17 protein-coding genes are annotated in these 16,497 nt (G+C 62.5%); 11 read left to right on the top strand and 6 right to left on the bottom strand.

Annotated elements, in window-relative coordinates; genetic code table 11:
• Window positions 1–79: 79 nt before the first annotated feature.
• The 3 genes from B5D38_RS04695 to B5D38_RS04685 form a co-directional block, all read right to left on the bottom strand.
• Complete coding sequence (locus B5D38_RS04695; protein ID WP_078707226.1) at window positions 80–544, bottom strand: c-type cytochrome; 465 nt, start codon at window positions 542–544, stop codon at window positions 80–82.
• Between the two features lie 180 nt (window positions 545–724).
• Complete coding sequence (locus B5D38_RS04690) at window positions 725–1,327, bottom strand: superoxide dismutase (RefSeq protein WP_078707225.1); 603 nt, start codon at window positions 1,325–1,327, stop codon at window positions 725–727.
• A 213-nt stretch (window positions 1,328–1,540) separates the two neighbouring features.
• A complete protein-coding gene (locus B5D38_RS04685) occupies window positions 1,541–2,416 on the bottom strand; it encodes a branched-chain amino acid aminotransferase (RefSeq protein ID WP_078707526.1) in 876 nt (291 codons plus the stop codon).
• A 197-nt stretch (window positions 2,417–2,613) separates the two neighbouring features.
• Here B5D38_RS04685 and B5D38_RS04680 point away from each other — a divergent pair, with 197 nt between their 5' ends.
• The 5 genes from B5D38_RS04680 (at window position 2,614) to B5D38_RS04660 (ending at window position 8,526) form a co-directional block, all read left to right on the top strand.
• Window positions 2,614–3,276, top strand: coding sequence for a haloacid dehalogenase type II (locus tag B5D38_RS04680; RefSeq protein ID WP_078707224.1), 663 nt, complete (start codon window positions 2,614–2,616; stop codon window positions 3,274–3,276).
• Window positions 3,277–3,418: 142 nt separating this feature from the next.
• Window positions 3,419–4,150 carry a L,D-transpeptidase gene (locus B5D38_RS04675; RefSeq protein WP_078707223.1) on the top strand — a complete coding sequence of 244 codons (732 nt, stop codon included), beginning with the start codon at window positions 3,419–3,421 and terminating at the stop codon, window positions 4,148–4,150.
• A 344-nt stretch (window positions 4,151–4,494) separates the two neighbouring features.
• Complete coding sequence (locus B5D38_RS04670) at window positions 4,495–6,180, top strand: sensor histidine kinase (RefSeq protein WP_165690786.1); 1,686 nt, start codon at window positions 4,495–4,497, stop codon at window positions 6,178–6,180.
• A 212-nt stretch (window positions 6,181–6,392) separates the two neighbouring features.
• Entirely contained in the window at window positions 6,393–7,388 is a 996-nt protein-coding gene (locus B5D38_RS04665) for a magnesium transporter CorA family protein (RefSeq protein WP_078707221.1), read from the top strand.
• 199 nt (window positions 7,389–7,587) lie between these two features.
• Window positions 7,588–8,526, top strand: a complete 939-nt coding sequence (locus tag B5D38_RS04660) for a carbohydrate kinase family protein (RefSeq protein ID WP_078707220.1) — start codon at window positions 7,588–7,590, stop codon at window positions 8,524–8,526.
• A gap of 94 nt (window positions 8,527–8,620) precedes the next feature.
• On the opposite strand, the gene B5D38_RS04655 is transcribed toward B5D38_RS04660, so the two are convergent.
• Window positions 8,621–9,337, bottom strand: a complete 717-nt coding sequence (locus tag B5D38_RS04655; RefSeq protein ID WP_078707219.1) for an outer membrane protein — start codon at window positions 9,335–9,337, stop codon at window positions 8,621–8,623.
• Window positions 9,338–9,932: 595 nt separating this feature from the next.
• Here B5D38_RS04655 and B5D38_RS04650 point away from each other — a divergent pair.
• A complete protein-coding gene (locus B5D38_RS04650; RefSeq protein ID WP_078707525.1) occupies window positions 9,933–10,373 on the top strand; it encodes a c-type cytochrome in 441 nt (146 codons plus the stop codon).
• Window positions 10,374–10,544: 171 nt separating this feature from the next.
• Here the strand turns inward: B5D38_RS04650 and B5D38_RS04645 are convergent, their stop codons facing one another.
• Complete coding sequence (locus B5D38_RS04645) at window positions 10,545–11,459, bottom strand: class I fructose-bisphosphate aldolase (RefSeq protein WP_078707218.1); 915 nt, start codon at window positions 11,457–11,459, stop codon at window positions 10,545–10,547.
• Between the two features lie 280 nt (window positions 11,460–11,739).
• Here B5D38_RS04645 and B5D38_RS04640 point away from each other — a divergent pair, with 280 nt between their 5' ends.
• The 3 genes from B5D38_RS04640 to B5D38_RS04630 all read left to right on the top strand — a co-directional run bounded on the left by B5D38_RS04640 (window position 11,740) and on the right by B5D38_RS04630 (window position 14,488).
• Window positions 11,740–12,069, top strand: coding sequence for a hypothetical protein (locus tag B5D38_RS04640; protein WP_078707217.1), 330 nt, complete (start codon window positions 11,740–11,742; stop codon window positions 12,067–12,069).
• Window positions 12,070–12,213: 144 nt separating this feature from the next.
• Entirely contained in the window at window positions 12,214–13,767 is a 1,554-nt protein-coding gene (locus B5D38_RS04635; protein ID WP_078707216.1) for an ABC transporter substrate-binding protein, read from the top strand.
• Window positions 13,768–13,873: 106 nt separating this feature from the next.
• The gene (locus B5D38_RS04630) at window positions 13,874–14,488 is read left to right on the top strand and encodes a glutathione S-transferase family protein (RefSeq protein ID WP_078707215.1); all 615 of its coding nucleotides are present in this window, start codon (window positions 13,874–13,876) and stop codon (window positions 14,486–14,488) included.
• A gap of 86 nt (window positions 14,489–14,574) precedes the next feature.
• Here B5D38_RS04630 and B5D38_RS04625 read toward each other — a convergent pair whose 3' ends face one another.
• Window positions 14,575–15,636 (bottom strand): cytochrome-c peroxidase, encoded by a 1,062-nt coding sequence (locus B5D38_RS04625; protein ID WP_078707214.1) that lies wholly within the window; start codon window positions 15,634–15,636, stop codon window positions 14,575–14,577.
• A 356-nt stretch (window positions 15,637–15,992) separates the two neighbouring features.
• On the opposite strand from B5D38_RS04625, the gene rpsU reads away from it, so the two are divergent.
• Together rpsU and B5D38_RS04610 are read left to right on the top strand one after the other, a co-directional pair.
• Window positions 15,993–16,223, top strand: coding sequence for a 30S ribosomal protein S21 (gene rpsU, locus B5D38_RS04615; protein ID WP_078707212.1), 231 nt, complete (start codon window positions 15,993–15,995; stop codon window positions 16,221–16,223).
• Between the two features lie 26 nt (window positions 16,224–16,249).
• Window positions 16,250–16,450, top strand: a complete 201-nt coding sequence (locus B5D38_RS04610; protein ID WP_078707211.1) for a hypothetical protein — start codon at window positions 16,250–16,252, stop codon at window positions 16,448–16,450.
• Window positions 16,451–16,497: the final 47 nt, after the last annotated feature.

The following is a 16,497-nucleotide window of genomic DNA, read 5'->3' as shown; positions in this document are numbered from 1 at the left end:
AGGCGAAAGCCCCTCAAGACTTTTGTCCGGCTCCTCGGCGATCCAGGATGGCCGAGGAGCCTTCGGGACGGCGCACCGCCTATTTGTCGATGCGGAATTCCTCGTGGCAGGACTTGCAGTTGCTGGCCACCATGCCGAAGGCCACCTTGAAGGAATCGACGTCCTGCGGGGCGGCGGCGACAGCCTTGTCGGTGTCGGCCTTGTACTTGGCGAGAGCCGCCTTGAACTCGTCCGGCTTCTCCCAAATGGCGGGAGCGGCTTCCGTGTCGCCACCGGTCTTGGAATCCTCAGGGAAGAGCGTTCCGAACTTTTCGGCCGTGTCCTGGAGCGTTGTCAGGATTTCCATGCCCTTGGCGGCATCGTAGGGCGTGGTGCCCCGGATGAAGCCGCTGGCGGCCTTGGCGGCCGCGCCATTGTGCTTCATCAGCTCCTGGCGCTCCTTGATGACGGCCTCGTTCTGCGCGTAAGCGACGCCGCACGTGGCGACGGCCGCGGCAAGGGCAAGCGCAATCGTCCGGTTGGATGGTCTCGGCAGGTGAAACATCGTGATCCCCTTCTCCCTCAGTGTCGAGATTGGAGGATGATAGGCGGCGAACGACCGTCGGCCACTGGAAAACCGCCACCTGTTCTGAATTTACCGTGAGCGACGTTGGTCGGCCGAAGACAAACGAAAGCCCCGCGCCCGTTGGGACGCGAGGCCATGGATCGCGGCTCAGAGGTTATATCAGCCCGCGGCCTTCTCGTAGCATTCGAGAACATGATCCCAATTGATCAGGTTGTCGACGAAGGCCTCGAGATATTTCGGCCGGGCGTTGCGATAGTCGATGTAGTAGGAGTGCTCCCAAACATCGACGCCCAGGATCGGCACACCGCCGTGGACGAGCGGGTTCTCGCCGTTGGGCGTCTTCATGACCTGAAGCTTGCCATCCTTGAAGGCGACCCAGGCCCAGCCCGAACCGAACTGCGACACGCCCGCCTGGACGAAGTCGGCGCGGAACTTGTCGTAGCCACCAAGGTCAGAGTCGAACGCCGTCTGCAGCTTGCCAGGCAGGCTCTTTCCGCCGCCACCCGGCTTCATCCACTTCCAGAAGTGGATGTGGTTGAAGTGCTGGCCCGCATTGTTGAAGAGCGGCTGGTTCTTCCCGTAGGATTCCTTGACCACTTCTTCGACGCTCTTGCCGGAGAGGCCAGCTTCGGCGGCCAGCTTGTTTCCGGTTTCCACGTAGGCGTTGTGATGCTTGTCGTGATGGTACTCCAGCGTCTCCTTGGACATATAGGGCTGGAGCGCATCATAGGCGTAGGGAAGCTCGGGGAGGGTGAAGGCCATCGGTGGTTTCCTTCCTGCTGAAATCAACTCATGCCAAGAGACGCGCCGTTGAACCGGCGCGCCGCGGCGCTCACCGCTACTTAGTTCGCGAATGCGAGAAGGGAATGCCGGCCGCCGGTCAGTAGGCGGCAAAATATCGCATCGACAAGGTTGCCGACGCGAATGCGTCAGCTCCGTCCGCACGAGCGATCGAATGCGTCCGGCTTCGCCTCCTCAGACGTCGATGCGCCCAAATTCCTTGGCAAACGCCCAGTAAAGCTCGCGCGAGCGATGGTAGAGCGGCCCGGGCTGGAAGGAGTGATCCTCGAATTTCGTCACCGGAACGACCTTGGAGTGATTGCCGGTGGAGAAGATCTCGTCGGCGGCAAGGAAGTCGTTGGCCGTGACATTCATCTCGCGCACCTCGACCCCGTCCGCCCGCAGCAGCGCGATCACCCTCTGGCGCGTGATCCCGTTGAGGAAGCAGCCGTTAGGCGCCGGCGTATAGACGACGCCATCCTTGGCATAGAAGACGTTGGAGGTGGCCGTCTCGACCACGTTGCCGAGCATGTCACGCATCAGCGCGTTGTCGAAGCCGCGAGAGCGCGCCTCAAGGATGGCGCGGCCACTGTTGGGATAGAGGCATCCGGCCTTTGCGAGCGTCGGCATGGTCTCCGGCGTCGGCCGGCGGAACGGCGACACCGACAGAGAGAACCCGGCCGGAGAGATCATCGGCGACTCGTAGAGGCACAAGCAGAAGCGGGTCGAGGTCGGCTCGGCCGGAACGCCCATGTATCCGCCGTCCTCCGCCCAATACATCGGGCGAATGTAAACCGCGGTCTTGCCGTCGAAGCGGCCAAGCCCCTCCTTGGTCAGCCGAACGATCTCCTCGGCGGGGACCGTCGCCTCAAGGCCGAGCGCGACCGCCGAACGATTGATCCGCTGGCAGTGAAGTTCGAGATCGGGCGCCAACCCATCGAACCAGCGCGCGCCATCGAAGACCGTCGAACCGAGCCACATGGCATGACTGCGCGGACCGATCAGCCCAGGATTGCCCTCAGCCCATTGCCCGTCGAAGAATGTCAGCGTTCGCGTATCGTTGCCAGCCATCATTGCCTCCATGACACCGCCTCTGCTGGAGGCATGTCTTTCACGGTGGATCAATAGAACATGCCCTGCGGCATGAAAACCCTTCGTTCCAGGTGCTTCGCGTCCTAAGACAACGCGTCCTCTTGCCTTGAGGCGGCCTAACTCGCAGGCTGCGGAAGATCGCCGATTCGCTTTGGATCGGGCACAGGGAGTTCGCATTGCACACGGTCTATGTTTTTGACGCCTATGGCACGCTGTTCGACACCAGTGCGGCGGTGCATCGCCATGCTGGCGACCTCGGCGAGGCGGGGGAGCGCCTTGCCGCGCTCTGGCGCCGAAAGCAGCTCGAATATTCCTGGGTGCGCAGCCTGATGGGTCCGTGCGAGCGCGACTTCTGGCAGCTTACGGTGGATGCGCTGGATCATGCACTCGCCGCCGTGCCGGAAGCGGACCGCGCGCTTCGCGAGCCGCTCCTGGAGGCTTACCGCGATCTCGATACCTATCCGGAGGTTCCACAGGTCCTTGGGGCGCTGAAGGACCGGGGAGCCAAGCTGGCCATCCTGTCCAATGGCTCCCATGAGATGCTGGAGCGGGCCATCCGCTCGGCCGGCCTCGCCCAGCTCTTCGATCGCGTGTTTTCAGCCGAGGACATCAAGCGCTTCAAGGTCTGGCCCGACGTTTATGACATGGTGGGAACCGCTTACCGCGTCTATCCTCACGCCGTCTCCTTCCAATCCTCCAACCGGTGGGACATCGCCGGTGCCGCCCGTTTCGGCTTCACGACGGTCTGGATCAACCGCACGCGACAGCCCGACGAATATCTCGATCTTCCGCCGACCGCCGTTCTCCCTGATCTCAAGGCGTTGCCGACCATGCTGTGAGGCTGTGCCTTTCCAGTCACACAGGCTTGATTTGGTCATCCATTGCGGAACGTTCCCCGACGTAGAATGTTCGCCGCCAGGAAATTCAACAACAGCGCCGCCAATCAAGGACCGGCGCGCATCTGGCTGGAAGAATGTTCGCATGAGTTCGCATAAGAATGACGGTGCCGCCCCCTCTCTTTCCCGGCGCCAGCTTCTCGTTGGCCTGAGCCTTGGCGCGACGGCGCTTGCCGCGGGATGTTCCTCGGTCGGCCCGCGCGCCCGCGTCGTTCTCCAGCCGGGCGCGGGCGATCCCTATGCGGGTTATGACGGCTCCCCTTCCCGCTATGCTGCCGCCTACGGCCCTATCGAGGATGGCGGCTTTCGCATTCCGGGGATTGATCTTCGCAGGGTCGACAAGCGCTACCTCCGCCAGGAGGTCGCCGATCCGACGGGTGAGGCACCGGGAACGATCGTGATCGACACGCCGAGCCGGTACGCCTACCTCGTGATGCCCGGTGGCCGGGCGATGCGGTATGGCGTCGGCATCGGACGCCAGGGATTTTCCTGGGGCGGCCGGGCGAAGATCCAGATGAAGAGGAAGTGGCCGACCTGGACGCCGCCGTCGGAAATGATCGCGCGCCAGCCAGAACTGACGAAGTATGCAGACGGCATGGATCCAGGCTTGACCAATCCGCTGGGAGCGCGCGCCCTCTACCTTTTCCAGAACGGCCGCGACACGCTTTACCGCCTTCATGGGACGCCGGAATATTGGACGATCGGCAAGGCGGTTTCGTCGGGCTGCGTGCGCTTCATGAACCACGACATCATCGATCTCTACGATCGCGTTCCGGTCGGCACGGACGTCGTCGTTCGCCAGGGCGGCGTCGCCTGAGCGACGCGGCTTGCGGCACAAGGCGCATTGCCTTCTGGCGCCTTTTCCGCCCTCGCGCTAGCGCCCCGAACGCCGGCTGACGGCCATCGGGGCGCATTTCAAGCTTTCGTTAAGGATTATGGCGCTGAAAGACGCACTCGCCCCATCAGCGCCTTAGTTTGCTGCGAACGACCGAATGGAGAGAGTGGGACGCGACGGAGCTTTGTCACCTTCAGCTGAACGCGTGGAAACGATGTTCAGCGATCGGGATAGGCGTACGCACACCGGACACGGCAGGCGAGATGCGATATCCTGAGACGGTGGGCCGATTCAATGGGGGATTGGGCCAGAAGAACGGCCGGGGGATGACTCTACAGGCTGAGATGACCAATGGGGCGCAGACCCGCGCCAATCGCAGCTCGCGGCGGTTCCGCTGGTTCCACCGGCCGCCGCTGCGGGTCTATCTTGCGTTCTTCGCTCTGCTCGTACTGGTTCCGGCCCTCCTCTTCAGCGCCTATCTCATCGTGCAGTTCTCCCGTCAGCAGGAGCAGCTGGCTGCCGGCCAGGTGGCCGATACCGCCGTCATCGTCTCCAACGCCATCGATCGCGAGATCTACGGCATGCTGACGGCGGCCAATGTGCTCGCCTCCTCTCCCTTCCTCGATGAGGAAGACCTTTCGCGCTTCCACGAGAGGACGCGCGCCGCGCTCGCCAACGCCGATGCGGTTCTGGTCAATCCGCAGATGCAGGTCGTGCTGAACACCCGGCAGCCCTTCCCCATGGAGCCCGCTCCGGTGGCATATGCCGACGCCATCGAAAAGGCTTTCCAGACGCGCACGCCGCAGATTTCGGACGTTTATTACGGCCCGAACGCTGATGACATGCTCTTTCATGTGGCGGTGCCGGTGATCCGTCGCGATGAGGTCGTCTATGTTCTCGTCGTCAACCGGCCGGCGGAAAGTCTCGGCTCGCTTCTGACCAACCGCACCCTGCCAGAGGCATGGGCGGCGGTGGTCAAGGACAACAAGGGCCGGCGCGTTTTTGCCGCTCTTTCCTCGAGCAACGGCATCGGCATCAAGGAGGTCGCTCAGGAAAACCCGTCCGTGGCCGAGACGCTGCGCGACGAACACCGGTCCATGATCGAGGCCAGTCAGACCTCCTTCCTCACAGGTTGGACGACGACCGTCGGTGTGCCTCGCAGGGTGATCGAGGAGAGCGCCTCCCGGTCGTGGATGATGCTGGTCGGCGCGGGCACCATCCTCGCCGTGTTCTGTCTATCCCTGGCCGTACTCTTCGGCCGGACGGTCGCGACCCCTATCCTGCGCCTTTCCCACCAGGCCGCAGCGTTGGGCCGAGGCGAGCCGGCGATGCCCATCCGGACTCGCTTCGATGAGATCGGCACTGTTTCCAGAGCCCTGGCGCGTGCTTCGCGTGAGCGCAGGGAAGCCGAGGAACAAAACCGGCTCCTGATGCGCGAGATGACGCATCGCGCCAAGAATCAATACGCGTTGATCGCCGCCATCGCGCGACGCGCAGCGCGCGAGAGCAACGACGCCTCGGCGCTGCTCGAAACCCTGTCGCAGGCGCTCAGTTCGCTCGCCCGTTCGGCGGACCTTCTCGCCGGCAAGGGATGGGAAAGCGCCCCGCTCGCCGACCTCATCGCGACGCAGCTGGCCGCCTTCGGGGCGGGTGACGGCGGCAGCGAGCAGTTCATCATCGGTGGGCCGAAGGTCTGGCTCAATCCGTCGGCGGCCCAGACCATCGGCTTGGCGCTGCACGAATTGGCGACCAACGCGGCCAAATATGGCGCTTTGTCCGTTGCCGAAGGCCGGGTCGAGATCGCCTGGACGGTGGCGGGCGAAGAGTTCGCCATCACGTGGCGCGAGACGGGTGGCCCGCCGGTCGCGGTGCCGCGCCATCAGGGGTTTGGAAGTCTCGTCGTAAAGAAGATGACGGCGCGCGGCCTGGGCGGCGACGTCCTGATGGACTTCGCCCCAAGCGGCGTCGTCTGGCGCCTCACCGCTCCCCTTGAATCGGTATCGATGAGTTAACCCCCCACGATCCGCGTCTGTCTTTTTTAGCGATCGCGACAGGTGCCACCGCGACGCGACTTGTGTAAGGGTGCTGCGGTCTCAGACACACTCCCGAGAAGTCCCGCAACCTCTCGGGACAACATCATTCCGAAACATGGATTTGGGGTGAAGCGGCGATCCCGCCGGATCGCGCTTGGCTCTGGAAGCAGCGGTGGAGACCGAAGTCGGACATGCTGGACGTCTATCGCCTACAATCCGGTCGAATCCAGGGCACACGCGCGCAGCCGAGCGAGGCGTTGAGCGATGCCATCTGGATCGACGCGCTGATGCCGAGCTTCGACGAGATCAGGGCGATCGAGACACTTTGCGGCATTGACCTGCCGTCAAAGGAGGACATGCGCGAGATCGAGGTGTCCAGCCGGCTCTATTCGGAGGGTGGCGCCGACTTCCTGACGGCGTCCGTGGTTCACGGCGTCCAGAGCGGCAGGCCAACCTTCTCTCCGGTCACATTCATCCTTGCCGGCTCTCGCCTCGTCACCATTCGCTACTGCGAGCCGAAGAGCTTCGCGCTCTTCAGCACCAAGCTGTGCAAGGACGTGCCGACCGATTTGACAGGCGGCGCGTCGCCTTCGGCCGACAGCATTCTGATCGGCCTCCTGGAAACCATCATCGATCGCCTGGCGGACATGCTGGAGGCGCAAGCGGTCGATCTGGACCAGATCGCGACAGACATTTTCACGACATCCGGCGACAAGAAGCCGACGGCCACCAAGGCGTTCAAGGAGCTGCTGCGCCGGCTCGGCGCATCGGGGGACCTTTCGTCGCGGTCGCGCGAAAGCCTTGCGACCCTCGACCGGATGATGCCCTTCCTTCAGCTCGTCCTCGACCGGCGCAAGCCCCAGAAGGAAACGCGCGCGCGGGTCAAGGCGATGGCGCGGGACGTCCAGTCGCTGAACGACTTTCTGTCCTTCCTGTCGAACAAGATCAACTTCCTGCTCGACACCACCGTCGGCATGATCTCGATCGAGCAGAACGCCATCATCAAGATATTCTCGGTCGCCGCCGTCGGCTTCATGCCGCCGACGCTGGTCGCCTCCATCTACGGCATGAACTTCCAATTCATGCCCGAACTTGGCTGGCACTTCGGCTATCCCATGGCCCTTGGCCTGATGCTCCTTTCGGCCATCCTCCCCCTGATCTTCTTCCGCTACAAGCACTGGCTCTAGCCAGGAGCTCGTTCCTCTCCCACAGTGTCATCTCGGGAGACGAGGGGTCGCGGCGCCCCGCCGCTCTTGCGTGCGCGCCATCTTTGCGGGATGAACCAGACGAGCGCCCAACCGGCTCTGGAGGAGGAGTCAACCGGTTGGCCGGGGGCGCGCGACCGCCATTTTCCACGCTCGAATCCACACATTGGAAGGACCGACGATGTTTTTGTGCTGTGGCGACGCGCTGTTCGATCTCTTCAGCGAACCCGAAAGCGACGTTTCCAAAATTTCCTTGGCCGGCCATGTGGGCGGATCACCGCTCAATGTGGCGCTCGGGCTCTCGCGCCTCGAACACCCCGTCGCCTATCTGACCAAGATGTCGGGCGACGTGTTCGGCCGCCGCATCCGCGACTTCATGACGCGCGAGGGAATCGGGACGAACCTCCTGATCGCGACGCGCCGCAACACGACACTGGCGGTCGTCTCCCTCTCCGCCTCGGGCTCGGCCACCTATGACTTCTATGTCGAGGGCACGGCCGATCGCTCCATCGAGATCGAGGATATCCCTGCCCTCCCGGCGGAAGTCGAGGCGATCCATGTCGGCTCCTATTCCACCGTCACCGAGCCGACCGCCAGCGCCCTCCAGCATCTGATCGATCAGGAAGCCGGGCGCCGCTTCATCTCCTACGACCCAAACATCCGCCCCTCGATCGAGCCCGACCTCGATCTGTGGCGCGAGCGTGTATCGCGGATCGTTCCCAAGGCGGGGCTGATCAAGGCGAGCGAGGAAGACCTCGCCATGCTTTATCCCGACCGAAGCCTGTCGAGTGTCGCAGAAGATTGGATTGCGGCGGGAGCCGGGCTTGCGGTCGTCACGCGCGGCGAAAACGGCGCTTTGGCGCGGTGCCGCTCGGGCGCAGCCTCCGAGGCGGCAGGTTTACCGGTCAAGGTCGTCGATACGGTCGGCGCAGGCGATACGTTTCAGGCGGCGCTTCTCGCCAAGCTGAAGGAAGACCGGTTGCTGTCGAAGGATGCGCTGGGCGGACTCGACGAAGCAGCCCTTTCCGGCCTGCTCGGCTTCGCGGTGAAAGCCGCATCCGTCACCTGCTCGCGTCGCGGCGCCGATCTTCCCCGCCGCGCCGACCTCGGCCTCGCGTGATCAGAAATTCGAACCGCACAAAATCATACCCCAAAAAGAAAGACCCGCCGAGCGTCAAGCTCGGCGGGTCTTTTTTTAAACAATCGAAGATCGATTAGTTGAAGCGGTAGGAAGCCTTGGCCCACACGGTGTGGAAGTCGAGGTCCTTGCTGGTCGAGAAGTCGGCGTCAACGCCAGGAGCATCGACGTCGAAATCGTTGGAGCCGAGATTGGTGTAGAGGTACTCGACGCCGACCGAGATGTTCTTGGTGGCGAGGAAGTCGACGCCGCCGCCGACGACATAGCCGAAATCGTCGTCATCGCCGCGCACGCGGTAACCAGCGTCATAGAGGCTGTTGCCGACCGAGGTGTCGACATTGGCGTAGGCAAGACCACCCGTGCCGTAGATCATGGCGCGATCCCAGGCGAAGCCGGCCTTCAGGCGGGCGGTGGCCAGGAAGTTGATGTCGGTCTTGGAGCTGACGCTGCCGTCGGTAACATCGTCGCCATTGACGTCGATGTCGAAGGTCTGACGCGAGGAGGCGTCAAGGCCGCTGATGTCGATCACGCCACCGAACACGAAGTTGTCCATCTGGTAGTCGTAGCCAACGTGGGCGCCGCCGATGAGCGAGGCGTCGTCGCCGCTGTTGTCAAACATGTCGCCGCCGAAGGCGCCACCGAGCTGGCCACCGACGTAGAAGCCGGTCCAGGTGTAGGCCGGAGCAGCCTCGTAAACCGGCGCCGGTGCCGGGGGCTCCTGCATCACGATGTCGGCTGCGAACGCCGGGGTGACGAAAGCGGTGGACGCCAGCAGAAGAGCAATGCGCTTCATGTCGATACTCCAATTTCTGTCGCTACGCGACATTTGCTCAAGGCAGAAGCAAAAAATATCCGCCCCGAACGCTGAGGTTCAGAAAGGTCGATGTCCAAATTGTGGAATCTGATCTTGTCCGGTGATCAGCAACCCGTTTCCGATGTTGCTTGTCTCATGCTTGTTTCACCTCGATTACGTGGTGAGATGCCAGCATTCCTTCCAATTAGTGACCAAAAAACCTTTCATCTTTATTAAACGGCGGCCCTTCCGATGGGACCCGCCTGCAACGATCCGTGTCACCACTCGACCGCGCGACACGTTTGTTGTTGGGGATGAAATGAGGCCGAATTTTGCGGCTGCAAGGTAGGCGGTTGCATCACGACCGCCACTGTTGCCGATCCGCCACGCTTTTGTTTTGCCAGCGCTTTTGGATTTACCGATCGTTAGCCATACCGCCTTCCCTGGGTCGGTGCGGAGCGTCGGCGGTTGCAATTCTGGTGCCCGCACGTGTCTCACGGCTGCGCCTTTTCGCGCCGACGGTCGGCGCAGCGGTTGCTCCGGAGGCGCCGGCAGTCCATACCGTCCATGCTGCCAGAGACCTCATGGAGGAATGATGCGCGTGAAAAGCATTCTGGCCGGAGCCGCCGTTGCGACCCTGGTCTGCCTGCCCGCCCTTGCCCAGACCGTCGGCGATCCGGCGGCCGGCAAGAAAGTTTTCTCGAAATGCATGGCCTGCCACCGGATCGGGCCGAATGCCAAGAATCTCGTCGGCCCCGAATTGAACGGCATCGTCGGCGAGGAAGTCGCTGCGGTGGAAGGCTATCCGTTTTCGAAGGACTTCGCGGCGTGGGGCCAGGGCAAGACCTGGAACACCCAGCTCCTGACCGAGTGGGTCCGCTCGCCCAAGGACGTGGTGCCCAAGACCAAGATGGTGTTCGCCGGAATCAAGAAGGACGAGGACATCACCAATCTGATCGCCTACCTCGCCTCGTTCGACGAAGACGGCAAGGAGGCCGATCCGGCAGCGCGCATCGCCGCGGCCGACGGCAAGTAAGCGATCTAGTCGGTAGCGCGGCGGCCGCCCAGGACCGCGATCGAGGCCAAAGTCTCATCCCGTTCAGCGAAAGCCGGCGCCGGTAGAGTGTCATCAAGAACCGGTGTCTAACGAAATTGGCCGCACACGCGGTGCGGCCAATTCCTTCCTCCCAAAAGTCTTCGCAAGCGATCAGCGGTAGACGCTGATGATCTCGTCGAGGAGCTTCAGCGCCTCTTCCTTCGGTCGCTGGAACGAATTGCGGCCGATGATCGAGCCGTTCCCGCCTCCCTCGCGAATTCCCTTGACCTCGTCCATCAACTCGTCCCGCGTCTTGGCGGCGCCGCCCGAGAAGACCACAATGCGCTTGCCGGCGAAGGCCGCCTCCATGATGTGGCGGACGCGATCGGCTGCATCCGAAATGGCCACGGCATGGTTGTCGTAGGACGAGCGGGTGTCCGCATGGTCGACATGCTCGGTGGGCAGCTTGACCTTGATGATGGTCGCGCCCATCAACGCCGCCATGTGAGCGGCGTATGCCACGACGTCGACGGCGGTTTCCCCTTCCTTGGTGACCTTGCCACCGCGAGGGTAGGACCACACGACGGTGATAAGACCGCGAGACTTGGCCTGGAGGCTAAGATCGCGAAGCTCTTCCAGCATGTCGTAGCATCGGTCGGAGCCGGGATAGATGGTGAAGCCGATGCCGACGCAGCCGAGGCGCAAGGCATCCGCCACGCTCGCGGTCACTGCCTGGTCGTTGGCTGCCGCCCCGAGCAGGTTGCCGCTGTTCATCTTGAGGATTAGCGGGACCTCGCCGGCGAACGAATCTGCCCCCTGCTCGAGAAGGCCGAGAGGCGCGGCGTAGCCTGACACCCCGGCGTCGATGGCGAGCTGATAGTGATAATGCGGGTCATAACCGGCCGGATTGGGAGCAAAACTGCGCACCGGCCCATGCTCGAAGCCCTGATCCACAGGCAAGATCACCAGACGTCCGGTTCCCCCGAGCTTTCCATGCATCAACAGCCGCGAGAGATTGCTTTTGACGCCCGGCGTTTCACCTTCGTACCAGGACAGAATTTCTCGCACCTTCTCAGTTCTATACATCTTGCCTCACGTATATCCTTAATGCTCGGGATCACCGCTGGTGACGTGGGCATATTTGCTCTCACATTTCGCCGCGTAAAGATGTTGCAGCGCCGAAGGGAATATTAAAATCGGTTGAATTTCTTCGGCTTTTTCCTGTCGCTCGAGGGCACGAGCATTCGCCCACGACGCGGCGGATTGTCGTTCCTTTTTCCTCGCTCATCCGTTCTTGGGTTCTTGAACCAACAGCCCGTTCGATCGTTTCCTTCTTATTAACGAAGGGAATGAAGGGAGGAGTGTCATGGCGCACAGCAAACGATCGCATTTCTCACCGACGGACCATCCATCGTCCGCCGTGCCGTCGCTGACGAGAAGCAGCGTCGCCGCTGCCGCGCGGGCTCATTTCGAGTGGCAGATGGTCGATACGGATGCCGCGACGCGCCAGCCGGCGAGATGGGATTTGACTAAGCCGTCCGTCACACTCTCCCCTCTTGGCTTTCACCTCGACCCCGTGAGAGAAGAAGACGAGACCATGGAGCCAGAGGACACCCCCTCCGACAATCTCGTTCCGCTGACCATCGTAGCGGGCTTCCTGGTGATCGCCGGCGGCCTGATCGGCCCAATGCTCTAAGGACAGCGTCTGGTGCCCCTGATCGGAACGCGGGGTTTGCATCGGCGGCATCGAACCTTATCTTGCCCCTTCGTCGCGCCAATCGATCGACGGGGACGTTTCTTGTCATTCCTGCTCCGCCGTCTCTTCTGTTCCGGTCAACGTTTGAAGGCTGTTGTTGCCCTGACGCTGGTCGCCTTGGCCTTTTGGGCGGCGCCGGGTCGTGCCGAGAGCGCAGCCGACAGGCTCATCGTGGGAGAAGCATCCGAGTCCACCTCCCTCGACCCGCAATCGGCGATGCTGGACAGCGATTTCCGCGTCCTGGTCAATCTTTACGACGGTCTGGTGCGGTTCAAGCCGGACTCCCTCGACATCGAGCCCGCTTTGGCGAGCCGATGGGACATATCGCCCGATGGACTGACCTACACCTTTCATTTGCGCCAGGGAGTCCGGTTTCACGACGGGGCGCTCTTGGATGCGCAAGCCGTTAAGTTCACCTTTGAGAGGATGCTACGGCCGGATCATCCTTTCCACGATACCGGTCCATTTCCGTTTGCGTACCTGTTTTCAGCGGTGGCTCGTATCGATGCGCCTGATCCGCAAACCGTCATCTTTCATCTGAAAGAGCCGTTCGCGCCCTTCCTTTCCCACCTCGCTCATCCCGCCGGCCTTATCGTTTCTCCTGAGGCGGTGAAGAAAGGCGGCAAGACCTTCGCCCGGTCGCCCGTAGGCACCGGTCCGTTCCGGTTTGGCGAGTGGCGCCCCGGAGAAGCCCTCACCCTGTCACGCAACAATGATTACTGGGACGGCGCGCCTCTCCTTGTGGCGGTCGAATTTCGCACTGTCGGGGATGCCGCCGCCCGCGCGGCGGCCCTTCGTTCCGGCAACATCGATCTTGCGTTCGACTTTGATCCCGATGCACGGCGCGCCTTCGCCAAGGATCGCGCATTCCAGGTCTTCGAGGCGGTGAAGCCGCATCTCTGGTTCCTCTTCCTCAACACGCAAGAAGGGCCGTTTGCCGACAAGAGGGTGCGCAAGGCCGCCAATCTGGCCATCGACAAGAAGACGTTGGTAGAGGACGTGCTGGGCGGGTCGGCCGTGGAAGCCGCCGGCCCCATCTCGCCGTCCTTCACATGGGCTCTCGACGGCAAGACCGCGCCCTACCCCTACGATCCCGACAAGGCCCGGCGGCTGATCCGTGAAGCGGGCGCGGAGGGGCGCACGGTCGTTCTGCTGGCAGCGGAGGATGGCGCCGGCATGCTGTCGCCTCTTGCCATGGCCAAGGCGATCGCCGCGGATCTCCAGAAGGTGGGCCTCAACGTTGCGATCGAGAGCGCCTCTTGGACTCGCTTCCTCTCGCGGGTCAATCCCGGGCTTTTGGGCCGGGCGGACATGGCCGAGATGGCGTGGATGACAGCGGACCCGGACACCTTGCCCTATCTGGCTCTGCGAAGCAGCAATACGCCGGACAGGGGCGGCTTCAACGTCGGGCTTTACGCGAACAAGGACCTCGACCAGATGATCGAGGCTGCGCATGTCAGTACGGACAGAGCAGAGCGGGCAACGCTTTACAGCAAGATTCAGCGCATCGCCCACGACGATGCGCCGTGGGTCTTCGTCGCCCATGGGAAGGCGAATGCCGTCGCCCGGAGCACCGTCAAGGATTTCGCTCTCCCCCCCACGGCTCTCCCTCGCCTCGACAAGGTGAGGAAGGAGTAGTCGTCCACCGCCCATGAATGCGCGACATTGGAGCGAGAGCGGAGCGTGAGCTGCGCTATGCTTCGGCGATCACGCTCTCGAATCATCGTTTTCACGCGGAGGCATCATGACGGACAAGCTGTCGCTTTTCTTCAACCCGAGAAGCCGGGCGGTCATCGCCCGTTGGATGCTGGAAGAGGTCGAAGCCGACTACACTCTGATCCCCATTGAGTTCGACCACGATGACGCCAACCGCAAGCGACTGCGCGAACTCAATCCGATGGGGAAGATCCCGACACTGATCCTGGCGGACGGGACGGTGATCACCGAAGCCAACGCGATTATCGCCTATCTCGCAGACGCCTATCCGCAAGCGGGCCTCGCCCCCGCCCTGTCCTCCAGCGAGCGCGGCACCTATTATCGGTGGCTGTTCTTCGTCGGGTCCTGTCTGGAGCCGGCCATGACAGAGGCGATGATGCGCAAGGACGCGCCGCCCCTGCCGGAAATTTCCGCCGGCTGGGGCAGCTATGACCGGGTAATTGAGACGCTGGAAAAGGAGCTGGCAGGCCGCAGCTTCCTTGTCGGCAATCGCTTCACGGCCGCCGATCTGGTGATGGGCGCCGCGCTTAACTTCGCGGGCGCATTCGGCGCGCCACGCATTCGGGAAAGTGCGACGATCCAGGCCTATGTCGGCCCGATCGCGGCCCGGCCCGCGCTGGCGCGAGCCTCCGCGCCAGCGTGAGACACCTTGACGACTCTTGGCCTCCGGCTCGAACGCCGGGGGCCTTAGACCGTCATCAGGAGAGGCGAACCCTCCCGCACCTTTCCCTATTTCGTGGGCAAGCTGCCAAAGTCGGGCTTTGGCGTCGCCTCCGTGCTTACCGGCAAAACCGGGTAGTCGATTTCAGGGCGTTCGCCGGTCAGCGTCTTCAGGAAGGCGACGATTGCGTCGATGTCCCCTTCGGGCATCTCCGTTCCCAGCTGAGCCGTCGCCATGACGCCGACGGCCTGCTTAAGGTCCCACACCTGCCCGCTGTGGAAATAGGGGGCGGTCAACTCGACATTGCGCAACGGTGCGGCGCGGAAGACATACTCGTCGGTCGCGGTCTGAGTGACGGAAAAGCGGCCCTTGTCCTTCTCGGGAAGAATCTCGGCACCGGGCTTTTCGACAACGCCGAAGGGGAAGTAGTCCTGACCGCCGAAATTCGAGCTGTAATGGCAACCGCTGCATCCGGAATCGATGAAGACCTGGAGGCCACGGCGCTCTTCCTGGTTCAGGGCGTGGTCGTCGCCCTGGACGAACTGGTCGTAACGGGAATTCGGCGTGACCAAGGTCGTTTCGAAGGCTTCGATAGCGAGGGCCATATTGTCGAAGGTCACAGCGTCCGGCGCGTCCGGAAAGGCCTTCTCAAAGGCAGCTTCATAGGCCGGCATGCTCTTCAACGTGGCGACGACGCGATCCGGCGTGTTGGCCATCTCGACCCCAGCCTGGACGGGACCCTTCGCCTGCTCCCTGAGATCGGCGGCGCGCCCGTCCCAGAACTGGGCGACGTTGAACACGGAGTTCAACACTGTCGGCGAATTTCTCGGGCCCTGCTGCCAGGCATGGCCGATCGAGGTCGGAACGTTGTCCGCCCCGCCGGTGCCGACGTTATGACAGGTGTTGCAGCTGATGACGTGGCTCGCCGAAAGGCGCGGATCGAAGAACAACATGCGGCCGAGGTCTATCTGGCCGCTCGTCACCGGCTGGCCGCGCACGTGGGCCACCTTGGCCGGAACCGGCGGAAACAGGTCCTTGGCCTGATCTCGAAGTTCATCAGCCGAGGCGCCCGAGGCCGCGAGCAGCACCCCAGTTCCCACTCCCAAAAACCATACTCCCAGGCGGGTCATTTCTTAGACTCCTTCTAAAAAACTCGCCCGATACGATCATCGCACCACCCATGCAACTTTGATATGGATCAATGCCGCCACCTGCACCGGCCGCTTTTCAGCCTCCAATGCCGGCCAAATCATGGGTTAAATCGTCGCAGCCAGTCGGGGCCCAGCTCGTATTCGCTCATTCGTTGACAGCAAAAGCACAGCCGCCGCGCCATCCACTTTTCCGCTCGCGGCTGCATCGAAGCCGCTCGACAACGATCCGGTGATCTGGTAATGGAGCGCCACTTGCGGAAGCTTAGTCTTCCGCGAGAGGATTATATATTGATCCTCTTCCACAATCCGATCGAACATGAGAAACGGACTCTTCGGTGCAGGTACTCGTTCGCGACAACAACGTTGATCAGGCTCTCCGCGCGCTCAAGAAGAAGCTGCAGCGCGAAGGCGTCTTCCGTGAAATGAAGATGCGTAATTTCTATGAGAAGCCGTCGGAGCGCCGCGCTCGCGAGAAGGCAGAGGCCGTACGCCGCGCCCGCAAGCTCGCCCGCAAGCGCGCCCAGCGCGAGGGGCTGACGTCGGGCGGCCGCGTCGCGGCGCACTGATCCGCCATCTCTCACGGACGGATGCGATGATGGACGACGGCCGCGAGGACGTCGTCTTTTTGCGCTTGCGGTCTGTTCTGGCACCATCCATCAAGCCAGAGCTCAACATCTTGGCTCTGTCGGAAGGAATGATGGCAGGATCGACGGCAAAGGCCATGTGGCTGAAACGGCGAATCACGGGCGATCAGGCCTTAAGCAGTCGCCAAGGCTCTGGTTTCGCGTCATGAACGCGCCAAGTTTCGAAACATGGATGACAAGCAGAGGAACCGAGGCG

The sequence above is a fragment of the Consotaella salsifontis genome (assembly GCF_900167365.1).
Classification (GTDB): domain Bacteria; phylum Pseudomonadota; class Alphaproteobacteria; order Rhizobiales; family Rhizobiaceae; genus Consotaella; species Consotaella salsifontis.
This window is presented reverse-complemented; position numbering and strand designations above follow the sequence as displayed.

What these genes read in the sequence shown, in the direction of transcription:
- B5D38_RS04695 (WP_078707226.1), bottom strand. Translation starts at nt 544, where the DNA reads ATGTTTCACCTGCCGAGACCATCCAACCGGACGATTGCGCTTGCCCTT.
- B5D38_RS04690 (WP_078707225.1), bottom strand. Translation starts at nt 1,327, where the DNA reads ATGGCCTTCACCCTCCCCGAGCTTCCCTACGCCTATGATGCGCTCCAG.
- B5D38_RS04685 (WP_078707526.1), bottom strand. Translation starts at nt 2,416, where the DNA reads ATGGCTGGCAACGATACGCGAACGCTGACATTCTTCGACGGGCAATGG.
- B5D38_RS04675 (WP_078707223.1), top strand. Translation starts at nt 3,419, where the DNA reads ATGAGTTCGCATAAGAATGACGGTGCCGCCCCCTCTCTTTCCCGGCGC.
- B5D38_RS04670 (WP_165690786.1), top strand. Translation starts at nt 4,495, where the DNA reads ATGACTCTACAGGCTGAGATGACCAATGGGGCGCAGACCCGCGCCAAT.
- B5D38_RS04665 (WP_078707221.1), top strand. Translation starts at nt 6,393, where the DNA reads ATGCTGGACGTCTATCGCCTACAATCCGGTCGAATCCAGGGCACACGC.
- B5D38_RS04660 (WP_078707220.1), top strand. Translation starts at nt 7,588, where the DNA reads ATGTTTTTGTGCTGTGGCGACGCGCTGTTCGATCTCTTCAGCGAACCC.
- B5D38_RS04655 (WP_078707219.1), bottom strand. Translation starts at nt 9,337, where the DNA reads ATGAAGCGCATTGCTCTTCTGCTGGCGTCCACCGCTTTCGTCACCCCG.
- B5D38_RS04650 (WP_078707525.1), top strand. Translation starts at nt 9,933, where the DNA reads ATGCGCGTGAAAAGCATTCTGGCCGGAGCCGCCGTTGCGACCCTGGTC.
- B5D38_RS04645 (WP_078707218.1), bottom strand. Translation starts at nt 11,459, where the DNA reads ATGTATAGAACTGAGAAGGTGCGAGAAATTCTGTCCTGGTACGAAGGT.
- B5D38_RS04640 (WP_078707217.1), top strand. Translation starts at nt 11,740, where the DNA reads ATGGCGCACAGCAAACGATCGCATTTCTCACCGACGGACCATCCATCG.
- B5D38_RS04630 (WP_078707215.1), top strand. Translation starts at nt 13,874, where the DNA reads ATGACGGACAAGCTGTCGCTTTTCTTCAACCCGAGAAGCCGGGCGGTC.
- B5D38_RS04625 (WP_078707214.1), bottom strand. Translation starts at nt 15,636, where the DNA reads ATGACCCGCCTGGGAGTATGGTTTTTGGGAGTGGGAACTGGGGTGCTG.
- B5D38_RS04610 (WP_078707211.1), top strand. Translation starts at nt 16,250, where the DNA reads ATGATGGACGACGGCCGCGAGGACGTCGTCTTTTTGCGCTTGCGGTCT.